Annotated in this window: 19 protein-coding genes; 10 read left to right on the top strand and 9 right to left on the bottom strand. The window is 68.5% G+C overall.

What is annotated here, in order from left to right:
• The first annotated feature begins 36 nt into the window (after positions 1 to 36).
• Positions 37 to 930 (top strand): ParB/RepB/Spo0J family partition protein, encoded by an 894-nt coding sequence (locus MKK51_RS11775; RefSeq protein ID WP_243977335.1) that lies wholly within the window; start codon positions 37 to 39, stop codon positions 928 to 930.
• Between the two features lie 32 nt (positions 931 to 962).
• Here the strand turns inward: MKK51_RS11775 and mnmE are convergent, their stop codons facing one another.
• The 5 genes from mnmE to MKK51_RS11750 all read right to left on the bottom strand — a co-directional run bounded on the left by mnmE (position 963) and on the right by MKK51_RS11750 (position 6,755).
• Positions 963 to 2,270, bottom strand: a complete 1,308-nt coding sequence (gene mnmE / locus MKK51_RS11770) for a tRNA uridine-5-carboxymethylaminomethyl(34) synthesis GTPase MnmE (RefSeq protein WP_243977250.1) — start codon at positions 2,268 to 2,270, stop codon at positions 963 to 965.
• A gap of 249 nt (positions 2,271 to 2,519) precedes the next feature.
• The gene (rho, locus tag MKK51_RS11765; RefSeq protein ID WP_027171473.1) at positions 2,520 to 3,863 is read right to left on the bottom strand and encodes a transcription termination factor Rho; all 1,344 of its coding nucleotides are present in this window, start codon (positions 3,861 to 3,863) and stop codon (positions 2,520 to 2,522) included.
• 252 nt (positions 3,864 to 4,115) lie between these two features.
• Positions 4,116 to 4,823 (bottom strand): Smr/MutS family protein, encoded by a 708-nt coding sequence (locus MKK51_RS11760; protein WP_243977248.1) that lies wholly within the window; start codon positions 4,821 to 4,823, stop codon positions 4,116 to 4,118.
• Entirely contained in the window at positions 4,820 to 6,010 is a 1,191-nt protein-coding gene (locus MKK51_RS11755; protein WP_409565667.1) for a murein transglycosylase A, read from the bottom strand. Before MKK51_RS11755 ends, MKK51_RS11760 begins: the two co-directional genes overlap by 4 nt.
• A gap of 16 nt (positions 6,011 to 6,026) precedes the next feature.
• Positions 6,027 to 6,755: a Tim44/TimA family putative adaptor protein gene (locus tag MKK51_RS11750; protein WP_243977246.1), complete on the bottom strand. Its 729-nt coding sequence runs from the start codon at positions 6,753 to 6,755 to the stop codon at positions 6,027 to 6,029.
• 437 nt (positions 6,756 to 7,192) lie between these two features.
• Here MKK51_RS11750 and secB point away from each other — a divergent pair, with 437 nt between their 5' ends.
• Positions 7,193 to 7,702, top strand: a complete 510-nt coding sequence (secB, locus tag MKK51_RS11745; RefSeq protein ID WP_243977244.1) for a protein-export chaperone SecB — start codon at positions 7,193 to 7,195, stop codon at positions 7,700 to 7,702.
• A gap of 143 nt (positions 7,703 to 7,845) precedes the next feature.
• Here secB and MKK51_RS11740 read toward each other — a convergent pair whose 3' ends face one another.
• Positions 7,846 to 8,700 (bottom strand): LysR family transcriptional regulator, encoded by an 855-nt coding sequence (locus MKK51_RS11740; protein ID WP_243977242.1) that lies wholly within the window; start codon positions 8,698 to 8,700, stop codon positions 7,846 to 7,848.
• 93 nt (positions 8,701 to 8,793) lie between these two features.
• Between MKK51_RS11740 and MKK51_RS11735 the strand changes: the two genes are divergently transcribed.
• The 3 genes from MKK51_RS11735 (at position 8,794) to hisS (ending at position 11,429) form a co-directional block, all read left to right on the top strand.
• Positions 8,794 to 9,189: a tautomerase family protein gene (locus MKK51_RS11735; RefSeq protein WP_243977241.1), complete on the top strand. Its 396-nt coding sequence runs from the start codon at positions 8,794 to 8,796 to the stop codon at positions 9,187 to 9,189.
• 96 nt (positions 9,190 to 9,285) lie between these two features.
• Complete coding sequence (locus MKK51_RS11730; protein ID WP_243977239.1) at positions 9,286 to 9,771, top strand: DUF3429 domain-containing protein; 486 nt, start codon at positions 9,286 to 9,288, stop codon at positions 9,769 to 9,771.
• 119 nt (positions 9,772 to 9,890) lie between these two features.
• Positions 9,891 to 11,429, top strand: a complete 1,539-nt coding sequence (hisS, locus tag MKK51_RS11725) for a histidine--tRNA ligase (RefSeq protein WP_243977237.1) — start codon at positions 9,891 to 9,893, stop codon at positions 11,427 to 11,429.
• Between the two features lie 56 nt (positions 11,430 to 11,485).
• Here hisS and MKK51_RS11720 read toward each other — a convergent pair whose 3' ends face one another.
• Positions 11,486 to 11,926 carry a MarR family winged helix-turn-helix transcriptional regulator gene (locus tag MKK51_RS11720; protein ID WP_243977235.1) on the bottom strand — a complete coding sequence of 147 codons (441 nt, stop codon included), beginning with the start codon at positions 11,924 to 11,926 and terminating at the stop codon, positions 11,486 to 11,488.
• A 155-nt stretch (positions 11,927 to 12,081) separates the two neighbouring features.
• Here MKK51_RS11720 and MKK51_RS11715 point away from each other — a divergent pair, with 155 nt between their 5' ends.
• A complete protein-coding gene (locus MKK51_RS11715) occupies positions 12,082 to 13,407 on the top strand; it encodes an MFS transporter (RefSeq protein ID WP_243977233.1) in 1,326 nt (441 codons plus the stop codon).
• 13 nt (positions 13,408 to 13,420) lie between these two features.
• Here the strand turns inward: MKK51_RS11715 and MKK51_RS11710 are convergent, their stop codons facing one another.
• On the bottom strand, positions 13,421 to 13,957 hold the full coding sequence (locus tag MKK51_RS11710; RefSeq protein ID WP_243977231.1) for a L,D-transpeptidase: 537 nt from the start codon (positions 13,955 to 13,957) through the stop codon (positions 13,421 to 13,423).
• A 271-nt stretch (positions 13,958 to 14,228) separates the two neighbouring features.
• On the opposite strand from MKK51_RS11710, the gene MKK51_RS11705 reads away from it, so the two are divergent.
• Positions 14,229 to 14,915 (top strand): response regulator transcription factor, encoded by a 687-nt coding sequence (locus MKK51_RS11705; protein ID WP_227438736.1) that lies wholly within the window; start codon positions 14,229 to 14,231, stop codon positions 14,913 to 14,915.
• 3 nt (positions 14,916 to 14,918) lie between these two features.
• Here the strand turns inward: MKK51_RS11705 and MKK51_RS11700 are convergent, their stop codons facing one another.
• On the bottom strand, positions 14,919 to 15,140 hold the full coding sequence (locus MKK51_RS11700; RefSeq protein ID WP_243977229.1) for a hypothetical protein: 222 nt from the start codon (positions 15,138 to 15,140) through the stop codon (positions 14,919 to 14,921).
• A 176-nt stretch (positions 15,141 to 15,316) separates the two neighbouring features.
• On the opposite strand from MKK51_RS11700, the gene MKK51_RS11695 reads away from it, so the two are divergent.
• The 3 genes from MKK51_RS11695 (at position 15,317) to dapD (ending at position 17,048) form a co-directional block, all read left to right on the top strand.
• On the top strand, positions 15,317 to 15,769 hold the full coding sequence (locus MKK51_RS11695; RefSeq protein ID WP_243977227.1) for a cyclic nucleotide-binding domain-containing protein: 453 nt from the start codon (positions 15,317 to 15,319) through the stop codon (positions 15,767 to 15,769).
• Positions 15,770 to 15,864: 95 nt separating this feature from the next.
• The gene (locus MKK51_RS11690; RefSeq protein ID WP_243977225.1) at positions 15,865 to 16,128 is read left to right on the top strand and encodes a YARHG domain-containing protein; all 264 of its coding nucleotides are present in this window, start codon (positions 15,865 to 15,867) and stop codon (positions 16,126 to 16,128) included.
• A gap of 77 nt (positions 16,129 to 16,205) precedes the next feature.
• Positions 16,206 to 17,048, top strand: a complete 843-nt coding sequence (gene dapD / locus MKK51_RS11685; protein ID WP_409565666.1) for a 2,3,4,5-tetrahydropyridine-2,6-dicarboxylate N-succinyltransferase — start codon at positions 16,206 to 16,208, stop codon at positions 17,046 to 17,048.
• Positions 17,049 to 17,161 lie beyond the last annotated feature (113 nt).

Raw genomic sequence — 17,161 nt, 5'->3', positions numbered from 1 at the left:
TAAATGCGTAGCGTATCGGAGTTGAAGCAGGTGGCGATGGCGGATGATGTGGCGCGGCCCCGGCTCGGGCGTGGGCTTGCGGCCCTGATCGGGGATTTTGGGGACGACAACGGCGATGCGGGAAAGCCGCAGGCACAGCGCAAGGTCGCCGTCGAGTTTCTCCGTCCCAACCCACGCAACCCGCGCCGCCGCTTCCATGAAGCCGAGCTCGACGAGCTGGCAGCCTCGATCAAGCTGCGCGGCATCATCCAGCCCATCGTCGTGCGGGCGCTAGCGGGCGTGCCGGATACCTATGAGATCGTCGCCGGCGAGCGCCGCTGGCGCGCCGCCCAGCGCGCCGGTCTGCACGAAGCGCCCATCGTCGTCGTCGAGATCGACGACCGGACCTCCCTCGAATACGCCATTCTCGAGAACGTCCAGCGCAGCGACCTCAACGCCATCGAAGAGGCAGCGGGTTACGAGCGGCTGATGAGCGAGTTCCGCTACAGCCAGACCGAACTCGCCGAGATCATCGGCAAGAGCCGCAGCCACCTCGCCAACACCTTGAGGCTGTTGCAACTATCCGGCGCGATCCAGGAGCGCGTCGTAGCGGGCGAAATCACGGCCGGTCATGCCCGTGCTTTGCTCGCGGTGAGAGATCCCGAAGGTGTCGCGCGGCGGATCGTGGCCGAGGGCCTCTCCGTGCGCGAGGTCGAGGCTCTTGCCTCGGCGGAAGTGCCGGAGGGCGATGCACCGCGTCCCGGGCGCCCGCGCAAGCCCGAGCGCGACGGACAGGTGCGCAGCCTCGAACAGGCCATGGCACGGGCTCTCGGCGTTTCGGTTTCGCTGAAATCCAAGACCCAGGGTAGCGGCGAAATCCGGATTCGCTACGAGACGGCGGAAGAGCTCGATGCCTTGTGCAGGCGGTTCGAGGTCTCGGACAAAGCCTAACGGTCCCATAGCGGCCGGGCGGCGTCCGCCCGTTACTTGCCGATACAGAATCCGGAGAACAGGCGGTCGAGCATGTCTTCGACGCCGACCCGGCCAGCGACTTCTCCGAGTGCCCGTACGGCGAGGCGCAGATCCTCGGCCAGGAGTTCCGGAAGGGCAGGGCCCGACACCACGCGGCCGAGGTGATCGCGGCAGCGGGTCAGCCCGTCGCGGTGGCGTTCCCGGGTGACGAGCGCATCGCCGCCGCCGAGGGCCGCCTCCGCCCGTTCCTCAATGAGGCTGAGCAGGCGGTCGAGGCCCTCTCCGGTGACAGAGGAGACGGCGATGATGTCGCCCGCATCAACTCCCAGATCGGCTTTCGTGCGTACCCGGATGGTGCGATCGGGCAGCGAGACAGTCCCATCGATGGGGTCGTCGCTGGAATGAAGAGCAAGGACCAGATCGGCCTGTTCCATCCGTATACGGGTGCGGCGGATGCCTTCGGCTTCCACGGGATCGGCGGTGTCACGCAATCCCGCCGTATCGACGATGAGGACCGGCAATCCGGCGAGATCGCAGCGGATTTCGATGAGATCCCGCGTCGTGCCCGGAATCGACGAGACGATGGCGGCGTCCCGTCGGCTCAGGGCGTTGAGCAAGGTCGATTTGCCGGCATTCGGAGGGCCGGACAGCACCACCACGAACCCTTCCCGCAGGCGCTCCCCCCGTCGGCCATCGGCGAGGACCGTGTCGATCTCGTCTCGGATCGCACGCGCTTTCGCATGCAACGCCGCGTCAAGCGCCGTCTCGTCGACATCGCCTTCGTCGGAGAAGTCGAGGGCGGCCTCGGCTCCGGCGAGTAGATCGATCAGGCGGTCCCGCCAATCGGCGACCTTGCGGCCCAGGACACCGTCGAGTTGGCGCAAAGCCTGACGCCGCTGGGCATCCGTTTCCGCCTCGATGAGATCCGCCGCTCCTTCGGCGGCGGTGAGATCCATTCGCCCGTTCTCCACCGCGCGGCGGCTGAAGGCACCCGGCTCGGCGAGACGGCATCCGGGATGTGCGGCGAGCGCGGTCATGACGGCGGACCGCACGGCGAGGCCGCCATGGAGGTGGAATTCGGCCATGTCCTCGCCCGTGAAGGTGGCGGGTCCCGGCATCCAGACGATGAGTGCGGAGTCGAGCACGTCCCCGCTCGCAGAGTCGCGAAGGGTGCGGAGGGAGAGCCGACGGGGCGGCGGCCGTCGCCCCGCCATGGTCTCGATGAGGGAAGCGGAGGCCGGTCCGCTGATCCGGATGACCGCGACGGCCGTTCGGCCGAAGCCGCTCGCCGGAGCGAAGATGGTGGTGCCGTCGCTCATGGCGGACATCCTGCCGAGGCTTACCGGAACCGGAGGGGCATCCCCTGCCCCGGATCTAAATTAGCCGGCAACGCAACTGATTTCCGAAGGAAAACACGGTCGGTCGGCCTCGCCGGCCTGGATCCCAAGTCCCCGCAACTCACGTCTTTCCAAGCTCTTGCCAGGGAATGAAACGAGTTTGGGAACGCGCCCCCCCGGGGAACACCCGCCATCTCATGGCGGGCGTCCGAGCCCGAGGGAGGCCCCTCCTCAGGTGTTCATCGAGTCGAAGAAATCGTTGTTGCTCTTGGTCTGGCGCAGCTTGTCCATGAGGAACTCGATGGCGTCGGTGACGCCCATCGGGTTGAGGATGCGGCGAAGAACATAGGTCTTCTTGAGCGAATCCGGCGGCACCAGGAGCTCTTCCTTGCGCGTGCCCGAGCGGGTGATGTCGATGGCCGGGAAGATGCGCTTGTCCGACACCTTGCGGTCAAGAATGATCTCGGAGTTGCCGGTGCCCTTGAACTCCTCGAAGATCACCTCGTCCATGCGCGAGCCGGTGTCGATCAGCGCGGTGGCGATGATCGAGAGCGAGCCGCCCTCCTCGATGTTGCGCGCCGCGCCGAAGAAGCGCTTCGGGCGCTGCAGCGCGTTGGCATCGACACCGCCGGTGAGCACCTTGCCCGACGACGGCACCACGGTGTTGTAGGCGCGGCCGAGGCGGGTAATCGAATCGAGCAGGATGACCACATCGCGGCCATGCTCCACCAGGCGCTTGGCCTTCTCGATCACCATCTCGGCGACCTGCACGTGGCGGGTGGCCGGCTCGTCGAAGGTGGAGGCGATGACCTCGCCCTTCACCGAGCGGATCATGTCGGTGACTTCCTCGGGGCGCTCGTCGATGAGCAGCACGATGAGGTAGCATTCCGGGTGGTTGATGGTGATCGACTGCGCGATGTTCTGCATCAGCACGGTCTTGCCGGTGCGCGGCGGCGCCACGATAAGGGCGCGCTGGCCCTTACCGATCGGCGCGACGATGTCGATGATGCGCGGCGAAAAATCCTTCTTCGGCGGCGCATCGAGTTCGAGCTTGAAGCGCTGGGTCGGGAACAGCGGCGTCAGGTTATCGAAATGGACCTTGTGCTTGATCTTCTCCGGGTTCTCGAAGTTGATCGTGTTCACCTTGAGAAGGGCGAAGTAGCGCTCGCCGTCCTTCGGGCCGCGGATCGGTCCCTCGACGGTATCGCCGGTGCGCAGGCCGAAGCGGCGGATCTGGGTGGGCGAGATGTAGATGTCGTCGGGGCCCGGCAGGTAGTTGGATTCCGAGGAGCGCAGGAAACCGAACCCGTCCTGAAGCACTTCCACCGTGCCGGCGCCGATGATCTCGACCTCCTTGGCAGCGAGCTGCTTCAGGATGGAGAACATCAGCTCCTGCTTGCGCATGGTGGAGGCGTTCTCGACCTCGACTTCCTCGGCGAAGGCGATCAGGTCGGTGGGGGTCTTCGACTTCAGATCCTGAAGCTTGACCTCGCGGTGCTGACCGAGATCGGCGGCGACCAATCCGACCTCGGCCGGCGGATCAACGGGGATGAGCGAATCGTTCTGTGACGTCATGGGAGAATGAGAACCGACGATGGACGAGGGTTGATCGGGCGGGACAGTCGGGAAAGCGCCGGATGCCTTGTCGGCACCTATGTCGGAGCATCGGTAAAGACCGGCTCCGCGCATCGTCTAAGGGGAGCCTATGGCTCTCGGATGCAACACGGCGTAAAAGGAGGGACTTCCCCCATATCGCGTTTCCGCATCCCGCTCAAGCCCCGCCCGCGCGAGCGAATGCCGTGCCGGTCGGCCGTCGGGACCGACGCCTCAGCGCCGCCTCAGGCGCACATAGAGCGCACCCGCGCCGCCGTGATGGCGTGCCGCCTCCTCGAAGCCGATGACGATGCTGCGCAGTTCCGGTGCGCGCAGCCAATGGGGCACCGAACGGCGCAGCACGCCGCGTTCCGAGAAGGCGTCGTCATAACCCGCCCCGCCCCCCTTGCCGGTGACGACGAGGACATGGGCGTGGCCTGCCGAGCGGCAGCGCATGAGGAAGCCGACCAGGGCGCCGTGAGCCTCGGCCTGATACAGGCCGTGAAGATCGATCCGCGCTTCCACCTTGAGCGATCCGCGCCGCAGGGCGAGGCGCGACTTCCGTTCGAGGCCGGGCAGAGGCGGCGCCGCGACGACGGCGGCCGGGGCCGCGACGGGCGGGGGGATCGGCTTCACGATGCGTTTCGCAGAGGTCTTCATACCACCGGGCGATGCGGCCCTTTCAGGCGCCGGCTTCGTCATGGGTTTGGCGACGAGCCCCGGTGCGTCCGACTTCTTCTTCGCAGGAGGGGGATTCCCGACGGCCGGAACCTTAGCCGTCGGAATCTTGGCTATCGCAGTCTTGGTCACCGGCGTCTTGGCCACCGGAGTCTTGGCCACCGGCATGGCGCGGCCACGCAGCGGAGTGATCAGCCGTGCGATTTCGCCCCAGAGGAATGCATCCTCGCCCGACAGGCCACGGGGTCTGCGCGGCAATCTCATGGAGCAGGCGCCATCAGCGGCTTCGGCAGCAGGACCACGAATCCGACCGCATCGCGCAGGTTGCCGGCGGCGATCCCCGCCGCCTCGCCCGTGCCGAGATAGAGGTCTCCGCGCGACGGGCCGACGATGGCCGAGCCGGTATCCGCGGCGACCACGAGACGTCCCGGCGCGTCCTCCCCCGCGATCCGTCCTTCGAGCCAGAACGGCGTTCCATAGCGCCACAGGGTGGAATCGACCGCGAGGCTGCGGCCCGGCGTCAGAGGCACGCCCGCCGCGCCCGGAGGACCGAGACCGGCATCCTCCACCTCGGCGAGGCGAAAGAAGATGTAGGAGGCATTGGCCTGCATCAACGGCTTGGCGAGGGCCGGATGGGCGCGGAGCCAGCCGGTCCAGCGCGCCAGCGTCAGGCCTTCGAGGGGCAGGTGCCCCGCCTGGACGATGAGCTTGGCCACCGAGGTGTAGGGCCGGCCGTTGCGACCGTCATAAAGCACGCGCACGGCCCGCCCGTCGGGAAGACGCACACGCCCCGAACCCTGGACCTGGAGCACGAAGAGGTCGACCGGATCGCGCAGGTAGAGGAGCGGCCGGGCCCGATCCCCGATCCCGCCCTCCTCGATGGACGCACGGTCGGGGTAGGGCTCGAACCCGGTCCCCGTCGCCCGTGCCGCCCGCAGGGCCGGGTCGAGGCCCGGCTTCGTCTCGCCGGGGGCGAGACTCACGAGATCGTCCGGCCGGGCGAGGGCGGGGGTGGTGAAACCCGGGCCGGCGGCGAAGGAGCCGGTGAGTTCGGGCTCGAAATAGCCGGTGAGGAAGCCCGTCCGGCGCGGCGGACCGCCCGCCTCGCCCGGCCTCACGATGCGATAGGCATCGAAATTCCGCGTGAAGAAGGCCCCGGCCTCCTGAGGCTCCACCGACGCGGCACGGCTGCAGGCGGCGGCGAGATCCCCCGCCGAGCCGGCGACGGTCGGTGCGATCTCCACCGGGGGAGCGGCGCAGGTCCGGCGGAACGCGTCGAGGGAGACGGCCGGGTCGGGGCCGGGAAAGCCCAGTAGCGCCGCGAGGTCCACAGGCTCCAGAAGCGCCTCTCCGACGCGAAGCGGCCCGGCCGCGACAGCGACCGGGCCGGATAGACAGCCAGCGACGAGAGCCAGGGCGGCGACGGACGCCCGATTCAGAAACCCAGTCACGACAAACCCTGGATCCTCAGGCGCCGGCTTCGGTGGCCACGAGCTGCCAGTTCGGGTCGCGGCTGCCCAGCGTGCGGGCGAAGGTCCACACGTCCGGCACCTCGGCCACGGCCTCGGCATTGCCGTCGATGACCTGGCCTTCGGCGTTGCGGGTCGCGGTGATGAGGTGCGAGAGGAACCGCACCGTCACCTGCGCCACCTTGTTGCGGACGTCCACGGCGACGATCTCCGCCTTGTCGAGGGACACGAAGGTGGTCTCCACCGTCTCGCGGCGCGATTCGCGGGCAGTGATCTCGCGCTCGAACCCTTCGCAGACCTCCCGCGAGAGCAGGCTGCGCAGGGTCTTGCGGTCACCCTTGGCGAAGGCGATCACGATGGCTTCATAGGCGCCCTTGGCGCCTTCGACGAAAGCGCGGGGGTCGAAGCTCGGCTCCGCCTGGACGATGGCTTCGAGGCCATGGGCGACGGCCGAGCCGGGCTCGGCGATGCCGCGCCAGTCGCGGACCTCGGCAACGGCGGCAGGCGCAGAATCGGTCTGCGGCTGGGCGCGGTCCGCACCCGGCAGACGCACCACGTTGTCGCCGTCCGACCGCGACGGCGGCGCCGGATTGCGGCTCCGGTCCACCGGTTTGAACGGCGAGCGCTCGGTTCCGGTCTTCTGCCCGAGCACCGACCGGAGCCGCCAGATGACGAACACCGCGAGCGCCAGGAAGATCAGGGTCGTCAAATCGAAGGAATCCTGCATCACCGATCCGATCGTGGCCGTCGCACGACATGTATGTTCGAAGGGGGCTCCCGAAAATCCCGCCGCTACGCCCTTTATCGGAGCGCCGCGCAAGGATCGAGCCGGAGAATCCAAGGATCCCGCCCTGGATGAGGAGGACGCGACCCACGAGGTCAGCCCGCATATGGGACTCGCCGTGCGCCGTATCCAGCCAAGGAGTGGCCATGCCGGAGGGTTCAGGGTCAAGAGCGGATCGCCGAGTCCCGAGACGGCTTCGCGTCGTGGGCCGAACTCCCGGCTCTCGCGCCGCGTCCGCTCCCGCCGCTCGTCTTGTCCGAGGTGGCCCGTCGTGTTAGCGCGCTGTCGCTCGGACCCGGCCCTGCGACGATCAGACGATACGCCGCGCAGTGGATCGCCGAGGTGCCCCGACAGACCCCGCGAAAGAGGACGAGAACGCCATGGCCGACACCCCGGCACCGAACGGCAACGGCGCGGCCCCCGCCGAAGACCAGTCGCCCGCCATCAACGCCCTGGCGCAATACGCCAAGGATCTCTCCTTCGAGAACCCCAACGCGCCGCGCTCGCTCCAGCCGCAGGAAAGCGGCCCGCAGATCAACATTCAGGTCAACGTCAACGCCAAGCAGCTGGCCGAGGCCGATTTCGAGGTCGAGCTGACGCTGGAAGGCGATGCCAAGATCAACAACGAGGTGCTGTTCGCCTTCGAGCTGAACTATGCCGGCATCTTCCGCATGCGCAACATCCCGCAGGACCAGCTCCACCCGGCCGTGATGATCGAGTGCCCGCGCCTGCTCTTCCCCTTCGCGCGCCAGATCATCGCCGAGGCCGTGCGCAACGGCGGCTTCCCGCCCCTGTATATCGACCCGATCGATTTCGTCGGCCTCTACCGCCAGAAGGCCTTCGAGGCCCAGAACCAGCAGGCCGGCGCGACCGGACCGCTGGCTTCCTGATTCGGCCAGCCGTCGCGCAGCCGCATCGCGACCCGTTGTGAATGGACGCCCCGGCCGCTCAGGCGCCGGGGCGTCGTCGTTTGGACATGCGCGATCCGACGGCCTCGCGGGACGGCCGAGCGATCTGATCGACTGGAACGGGATCAGCCGCCCCGATAGGACGCGGCCAGCGCTCGCAGGGCCGCCTGCGCGCGCGGATCGACAGCGCGAGCGTGCAACGCCACGGTCGAGACCGGCAATTCCGGGAGACCGAGACGCTCGGCCACCTCGGCCGCGCCCGCCGGCGCAATGCCCCGGGCCAACGCCGCGACAGCGAGGCCGGCGCTGACGGCCGCTCCCACCGCGAGGACGCCGCCACCCACGAACACTTCGCTCCAGGGCAGGCCCGCCGCGTCGAGGGTGCGGATCGCCGCCGCCCGCACGCCGCAGGGGCAGGCGAGGGTCGCGAGACGCAGGGGCTCGCCCGGGCGGCGGACAAAGTCCGGGGCGCCGAACCAGACGAGTCGCTCCTGCGACAGCACAGTCCCGTCACGGCGTGCCTCGCCCTCGCTCCGGACGATGGCGGCGTCGATCTCGCCCCGCTCGAAACTCGTCACGAGGTCGTGCGACGGGGCGATCCGCACCTCCACCACCAGCCCGCTGCCGTCGATCCCGAGGCGGCGCAGGGTGACGGCGAGGTTGGGGCCGGCGACATGGTCGCTGATGCCGAGGACCAGCCGCGCGGGCGGCGCCTGAGCGAGGTCGGCCAACGCCCGCTCATGGGCTTCGAGGAGGCCGCGCGCCGCGGGCAGGAACTCTGCGCCCCTCTGCGAAAGGCGCACGTGCCGCGGCGTCCGGTCGAGGAGACGGCAGCCGAGGCGGTCCTCCAGGCGCTTCATCCGCAGGCTGATGGCGGCCTGAGTGGTCGCCAGGGCATCGGCCGCGCGGGTGAAGCTGCCGAGGTCGGCCGCGAGCACGAAGGCGCGGACGCTGTCGATATCGAGGGGGCGCGCCAGCATGACGACAAACCGTTATCACAGATATAGCCAACGATATGTTGCTGTTATGAATGGCGGATGCAAGCGTGGTCCGAGCCAACAGGAGCCCAGCCCATGCCCCTCACCCGCATTTCCCTCCGTGCCGGCAAGGACGCCGCCTATCACAAGGCCCTCGTGTCGGGGATCTACGCCGCCATGCGCGACACGTTCGCGGTGCCGGAGAACGACCTCTTCACCGCGCTTCATGAGCACGCGGATTCGGCCTTCGCCTACGATCCCCACTATCTTGGAATCGCCCGCGACGACGACCTCGTGATCATCCAGATCACTGCCAACGACACCCGCGACACCGGCCAGAAACAGGCGCTCTACACTGCGATCGCTGGCAACCTCGCGGCCGATCCGGGGGTGCGACCGGAGAACGTGCTCATCAATCTCGTCGAGGTTGCACGTGAAAACTGGTCGTTCGGCAACGGCCTGATGCCATACGGACCACCCGCAACGCCCTGACCGTGCCTCGCCGGAGGACGTCATGCCACGCCGCCCACCGGAACCGCCCCTCGACGCAGGGGTTGCCCGGCGGCGGAATGAAGGGGTTCTTCGACGATGGCCAAGGACGACAGACGTACGCTCGCCGTGAGCGAACCCCGCACCGTCCCCTGGCTCAGCATCGTCTTCGGCTACGGGCCGATGCTGCCCTTCGCCGTCGGCGCGGCCCTGGCCTGGTGGCGGCGCGACGATCTCGGGGATGCGATCCTCTACCTCACCATCCTGTGGGGATGCGCCATCCTGCTGTTCCTGTCGGGCGTGCGGCGCGGCGTCAGCTTCCGCACCGAGGGCGGCCCCACCTTCATCCAGATCGCCACCATGCTCGGCCTGTTCGGCCTGGGCTTTCTCGCGCTCCTGTCCGCGTCCCTCGGCCAGACCGTAGCGGCCATCGCGCTGTTGATCGCCGGCTTCACCGCCGTGGCGATCCTCGATCCCATCGCGGCCCGTACCGGAGAGGCGCCGCTCTTCTTCGCGCGCCTGCGCCCGACGCAGATCCCCATCGCCATCCTCAGCCTGTGCGCGCTGCTGGCCCTGAAGGTCTGACGACGACGCCCCTTGCCGTGCCTCTTGCCGCGCCCCTGCCCCCGCGCGCTTGCCGCTCGGGAGCGCGCGGGATAGAGCCCGCCTGACACCGACAGACCGAGCGAAGAAGCGAAGACACCATGGCCAAGGCCGAATCCAACAAGGCCGATTCCACGAAGGCCGACACGTTGAAGGCGCGCCTGCCGCGCGGCTTCGTCGACCGCCGCGCCGATGAGATCGCCGCGCAGCACCGGATGCTGGAGACGATCCGCCAGAGCTTCGAGCTCTACGGCTTCGAGGCGCTGGAGACCCCCTTCGTCGAATACACCGAGTCGCTCGGTAAGTTCCTGCCCGATCTCGACCGGCCGAACGAGGGCGTGTTCTCGTTCCAGGACGACGACGAATCCTGGCTGTCCCTTCGCTACGATCTCACCGCGCCCCTGGCCCGGCACGTGGCCGAGCATTTCGACGCGATCCCCAAACCCTATCGCAGCTTCAGGGCCGGCTACGTCTTCCGCAACGAGAAGCCGGGCCCGGGCCGCTTCCGCCAGTTCATGCAATGCGATGCCGACATCGTCGGCGCCGGCTCCGTCGCGGCGGATGCCGAGATCTGCATGCTGATGGCCGACACGCTCGAAAAGCTCGGCCTGTCGGGCCAGTACGTCATCAAGGTCAACAACCGGAAGGTGCTCGACGGGGTGATGGAGGCGATCGGCCTCTCGGGCGAGGACAAGGCCGGCCAGCGCCTCACGGTCCTGCGCGCCATCGACAAGCTCGACCGCCTCGGCGTCGAAGGCGTGCGCCAGCTCCTCGGCGAGGGTCGCAAGGACGAGAGCGGTGATTTCGCCAAGGGGGCGGGGCTCGCGCCCGACGCCATCGAGCGCATCCTCGCCTATGTCTCGTTCCAGGCAGCTCCCGACGCCGAGGGCGACCGGATGGCCTTCTGGGAACAGTTCTTCGGCTCGTGGAGCGACGTCGTCGGCTCGTCCGAGACGGGCCGCGAAGGCATCGCCGAACTGCACGCCATCATGCGCCTCTGCGCAGCGGCGGGCTCTGGCCACGACCGCATCCGGGCCGACCCCTCGGTGGTGCGAGGCCTCGAATACTATACCGGTCCGGTCTACGAGGCCGAGCTGACCTTCGCCGTGACCAACGAGGACGGCCAGACCGTGCGCTTCGGGTCGGTGGCGGGCGGCGGCCGCTACGACGGCCTCGTCGGCCGTTTTCGCGCCGAGCCGGTACCGGCCACCGGCTTTTCCATCGGCGTGTCGCGGCTGTTCTCGGCGCTGCAGCTCACCGGGAGCCCCCTTCTCGAAGGCACCGCGAAGCCCGGCCCGGTGGTGGTGCTGGTCCTCGACCGCGACAACATCGCCGATTACCAGCGCCTGGTGGCACGCCTGCGCGAGGCCGGCATCCGCGCCGAACTCTATCTCGGCGGCTCGGGCATGAAGGCGCAGATGAAATACGCCGACCGGCGGGGCAGCCCCTGCGCCATCATCCAGGGCTCGAACGAGCGCGAGGCCGGCGAGGTCCAGGTCAAGGACCTGATCGAGGGTGCCAAGGCGGCGGGTGCCATCTCCAGCAACGCCGAGTGGAAAGCCGCCCGACCGGCTCAGTTCTCGGTGAAGGAAGACGAGATGGTCGAGCGCGTCCGCGAGGTGCTGGCACGGCATTTCTGAAGACGGCCGGGAGCCATCTCCCGGATCACCCACGTCGCCTCGGCGACACGACGGGCTCATCCGGCCGCTGAAAGCCCCGATCGCGCCAGACTCAGGGCCGCCCGGCGCAGGTCGGTCGCCGGCGCGGCGCCGTAGCTGTCCTCGAAGGTTCGCTGCGCCCGCTCCCAGAACGGCAGCGCCTCCTCCATGCGGTCTCGGCCCGCCGCGGTGAGGGTCAGGGAGCGCGTGCGGCCGTCCCGTCCCGGACCGGCGGCAATCAGCCCGTCCCGGGTGAGCGGATGCAGGGCACGACCCATCGTGGTCCGATCCATCACCATGATCTCGGCAAAGCCGTTGATGGAGATCGGCCCGACGCGGGCGAGGCCGCGCAAGAGGCCGTACTGGCTGGTGCGCAGGCCGGTCGGTGCGAGATGCTGGTCGTAATGCTGCGTCAACCGGCGCGACGCCTGGCGAAGGGCGAGGCAGTGGCAGGCCGAGACCGGCGCCGGATGGTCCATCGCGAGAGATCCTCGGGAAACGGGTCACAGGGGTGCGGGCACCATGCTTGTCTAACGAGTGCATATGCGCCTAAGCAAGGGTCGAACGCGCCGCGGTGCCGGGCCCCCCGCCCGGTCATCGCACAGAACCATCATGCGGAACCCGAAGAGGCCGTATGCCCAGCACCGCTCCCTTCGGATCGCTCTCGAACGCCGTGGCCGCGCCCCTCGCCCGCCGGAACGTCCATTACGGCTGGGTCGTCGCCGGCGTCACCTTCCTCACCATGCTGGTGACGGCCGGCGCCGTGGGCGCGCCCGGCGTGCTGATCCTGCCGCTGCAGAAGGAATTCGGCTGGGACACGGCGACGATCTCCTCGGCGCTCGCCGTCCGCTTCGTCCTGTTCGGATTGATGGGGCCCTTCGCGGCCCAGTTGATGAACCGCTACGGCCCGCGCCGTATCGTGCTCCTGGCGCTCTTCCTCATCGTCGGCGGGCTCCTCACCTCCCTGTTCATGAGTCAGGTCTGGCAGCTCGTCATGCTGTGGGGCGTCGTCGTCGGCATCGGCACGGGACTTACCGCCCTGGTCCTCGGTGCCACCATCGCGACCCGCTGGTTCTCGCGCTCGCGCGGCCTCGTGGTCGGTCTCCTCACCGCGAGTTCGGCCACCGGCCAGCTCATCGTGCTGCCGCTTCTCGCCGCCCTCACCGAGCATCTCGGCTGGCGCGCCGCGCTCCTCGTGATCTGCGGCCTCCTGTTGACGGCGGGGCTCGCCGTCACGGCGCTGATGCGCGACCGGCCGGAGGAAATGGGGCTGGCCCCCTATGGCGAAACTGCCCTCGCCCCCACCAGTCCGGCCCCGCCCGCCATGGCCGGCAGCGCGCTCGGTGCCCTGCGGGAGGCGTCGCGCACGGGCGTGTTCTGGGTGCTCTTCGCCACGTTCTTCATCTGCGGGGCCAGCACCAACGGGCTGATCCAGACCCACTTCATCCCCCTCTGCGCCGATTACGGAATCGGCCCGGTGCAAGGGGCGAGCGTGCTCGCGGCGATGGGCGTGTTCGACTTCATCGGCACGGTGGCGTCGGGCTGGCTCTCCGACCGCTACGACAACCGCTGGCTCCTGTTCTGGTATTACGGCCTGCGCGGCCTCTCGCTGATGTTCCTGCCCTTCTCCGACTTCTCCTTCGTCGGCCTGTCGGTCTTCGCCGCCTTCTACGGCCTCGACTGGATCGCCACGGTGCCGCCCACCGTGCGGCTCACCGCCGCCCGGTTCGGGCGCGAGAAGGCGAACCTCGTCTTCGGCTGGGTGTTCGCGGGCCATCAGCTCGGGGCCGCCTCCATCGCCTACGGCGCCGGCCTGTCGCGCACGGCCCTGTCGAGCTACCTGCCGGCCTTCTTCGCCGCAGGCGCCCTGTGCATCCTCGCGGCCATCCTGGTCATGACCCTGTCGCGGCCCGGCGACCGGCGGGACGTCTCGCCCGCCGCACTCCCGGCGCGGGGGTAGCGGGATGCGGCCGTCAGAGGATCTGGAGCCGGGTGCGCGGCCCGAGGCGCCGGAGGAGGCGGACGAGATCGGTTCGCTTCACCGCGACGCAGCCCTCCGTGGGCAGGTATCCCGGCCGCGCCACATGCAGGAAGATCGCCGAGCCGCGTCCCGGTCGGATCGGCTGGCGGTTGTAGTCGAGATCGACCACGAGGTCGTAGAGACCGTCCTCCCGCCACATCCGTTCCGCGCTGACGCCGGGGGCGGGCAGGGTGATCGGGCAGTTGTAGCGCCGGTCGCGCGGGTCGTCGCACCACCCGTCGTTCCGCCGGGTCGGGCGCAGGGTCAGCACGGTGCGGGGACGCGCTCCGAAATGGTCCGGGCGATAGGCTCCGGCCCGGAGGCGGAAGACGCCGCGCGGGGACAGACCGTCCCCTTCCCGCTTGACCTGACCGATGCCGGAGCGGCCGAGCGCGCAGGGGATGACCGCAGTCGCGGCGAGAATCTGCCCGCGGGCGGGGTCGCTCACCAGCCGGCGGACGCGGATGCGGGAGAGGGTCAGACGGATCATGTTCGCCTTATCGTCCGGACGGACCGGTTCGAGCCAGCCCATTCCTAAGGCGACGCTGCGTGGCGACCGCACCCATGCGAAACTTTTCCGGGCGTCGAACCGTCACGGCCGTGCAAAGTCTGCCCCGGGCCTGACGTCGTTCAAGGTTCTGACATAAACCCGCCATCACTCTGCTGTGTACGCTCGCGGCCGATGACGCGGCGGTTTCTCAAATTCTCGGGATCGGCTCGTCAGGGCGCATCCCAGTTGCGTGTGAAAGTATCCCCGGCCGATGTCGACCACCCATCGCCTGCTCATCTGCGACGACGACGAGTCCCTGCGCGAAACCTTGATCGAACAACTCGATCTGTACGAGGAGTTCGTCACCGTCAGTGCGGAGGACGCGACATCCGCTCTCGCCCGCGTGGCCGAGGACCGGATCGATCTCGCGATCATGGATGTCGGCCTGCCGGACATGGACGGACGCGAAGCGGTGCGGACCATGCGCCGCAACGGTTATCGCGGCCCGGTCATCATGCTGAGCGCACAGGACTCTGAAGAGGACACGGTGGAAGGCCTCGAGGCGGGCGCCAACGATTATGTCTCCAAGCCGTTCAAGTTCGCCGTGCTCCTCGCCCGCATCCGCGCACATCTGCGCAGCCACGAGGCCAGCGAGGACGCCGTCTTCCAGATCGGCCCCTATACGTTCCGCCCCGGCGCGAAGCTCCTCGTCTGCGAGCGCGGCTCGAAGCTGAAGCTCACCGAGAAGGAGACCGCGATCCTGCGATTCCTCTACCGCGCCGGCCGCGAGGTGGTGGGACGCGACACGCTCCTCGCGGAGGTCTGGGGCTACAACGCCCAGGTCACGACGCATACGCTCGAGACCCACATCTACCGTCTGCGTCAGAAGATCGAGCCGAACCCGGCCGTCACCGCCATCCTCGTGACGGAAGGCGGCGGCTACAAGCTGCTGCCCTGACGGTCAGGCGGCCGCCATCGGCGCATCACCGCCGGAGGTGTAGGAGGCGGCGATCTCCCGGATGAGGTCGCGCTGCTGCTCGATGACGAGATCGGACAGGATTTCGTCCTTGTTGCCGTCGATGACCGACAGCAGACGGATATCCGGATAGCTGCCTTCGAAGATCACCAGGACTTCGGTCTGGGCATAGGGATCGTTCGGATCCAGGCAGAAATGATTGGCCACCGGTCTATCCGCTCTCGACTCGATCGGAAAACCTATCTCTTCACCGGTTTCATGACAGCCGTTTGATCGGTCCGCCTCGCGCGGGCCGGCACCGGGCCGGATTTCCCCCCTTGCCCGCCTTCGGTTAAGGTCTGATCCACTGGCGGGGCGCCTCGGCTTTGAAGGAGCGGACGGTATTGGGGCTCGACGACGACATCGCGATCCTGGCGGCCGCGCCCCTGTTCAGCTTCATGGCGCGCGATGCCCTGAGGCTCCTCTCCTTCGCCGCCGAGCGCCGTAGCCTGATGGCGGGCGACGTCCTGTTCGCCCGCGACGAGCGCAGCGACGGCGGATTCGTCGTCATGTCCGGAACGGTGGAACTGGCGCCGCGTGGCGCCGGTGCCGAACCCGTCAGGGTCGGCCGTTCCGCCCTGATCGGGCAGATGGCGCTGTTCCTGCGCGGCGAGCGCCCCACCGATGCCCATGCCGTGACACCGGCGGAGGTTATCCGCATCACGCCCACGCTGATGCGGCGGGTGCTCGAGGAATTTCCCGATGCGGCCGAGGCGATCCACGCCACCCTCGCCGACGACCTCGCCACGTTGGTGGAGGGACTCGACGGCGTGCGCGCCAGGATCGACGCTTTCTGAGACGGCTTGGCACACCGGCACGCGGCAGGATCTGGCGAAACCCGCAAAGACGGGCCACAAACCGTCACGTCCTCATACCTGCCCAGGAGCTGCCCATGCGCGCCGCCGTGATTCTCTGCCTCGCTCTCCTGCCCGCCTCCCCTTCCCTGGCGGCATCCCCCTGCGACGAGCTCTGGGGCGAGCGCAACGCGGTCTATGCGGAGGCCGGCTACTGCTTCAGGACACAGCGCGCGATCGCGGCCTTCGGCAACGTCAATTGCCGCTTTTCCGACATCCGTGACGTTCCGCTCTCCGCCCGCGACCGGGCGAAAGTCGGCGAGATCGTGCGGGAGGAGACCCGCAACGGCTGCCGGGAATGAAGCGCCATCCCCGAGGTGACAGGCGCGGCCGCCTTTTGTAAGCAACGGCCCTCACCCTCACCGACCGGAACGCCGCCATGTCCCACGCCGATCTCTCCGCCACCATCGAGACCGCCTGGGAGGAGCGCGCCGGGATCGACGTCTCGACCAAGGGCGCCGTGCGCGAGGCCGTGGACGAGGCCCTGGATCTGCTCGACACCGGCAAGGCCCGCGTGGCCGAGAAGGTCGGCGACGAGTGGCAGGTCAACCAGTGGCTCAAGAAGGCGGTGCTGCTGTCCTTCCGCCTCAACGACATGGAGATCATCCATGGCGGCCCCGACGGGGCCAATTGGTGGGACAAGGTCCCGTCGAAGTTCGAGGGATGGAAGAAGAAGCACTTTCGCGAGGCCGGCTTCCGGGCCGTGCCCGGCTGCTTCGTGCGCCGCGGCTCCTATATCGCGCCGGGTGCGGTGCTGATGCCCTCGTTCATCAATCTCGGCGCCCATGTGGGCGAGGGCACGATGGTCGATACCTGGGTGACGATCGGCTCCTGCGCGCAGGTGGGGAAGAACTGCCACATCTCCGGCGGCGCCGGGATCGCCGGCGTGCTCGAACCGCTCCAGGCCAATCCGGTCATCATCGAGGACAACTGCTTCATCGGCGCCCGCGCCGAGGTGGCCGAGGGCGTGATCATCGGTGAGGGCAGCGTGCTCTCCATGGGCGTCTATATCGGCGCCTCCACCAAGATCATCGATCGGTCGACCGGGGAGGTCATGTACGGCCGCGTGCCGCCCTATTCGGTGGTGGTCTCCGGCACCACGCCCGGCAAGGACCTGCCCGACGGCACGCCCGGCCCCGGCCTCTACTGCGCCGTCATCGTCAAGCGGGTGGATGCCGGCACCCGCTCCAAGACGGCGATCAACGAGTTGCTGCGCACCTGAGGCGAACCCGGATTCTCTCAACGATCGGCATTCCCCTCTTTCCGCCTGCGGGAAGAGGGGGGCCGGACGAATGTCGTCGACCTTAGCGCGACACCGGGCCGACCTGTGCGGCG

Source organism: Methylobacterium sp. E-045, from assembly GCF_022829685.1.
Taxonomy (GTDB): Bacteria; Pseudomonadota; Alphaproteobacteria; order Rhizobiales; family Beijerinckiaceae; genus Methylobacterium.
Note: the sequence above shows the minus strand (reverse complement) of the source record. Positions and strands in the feature narration are given on the sequence as shown.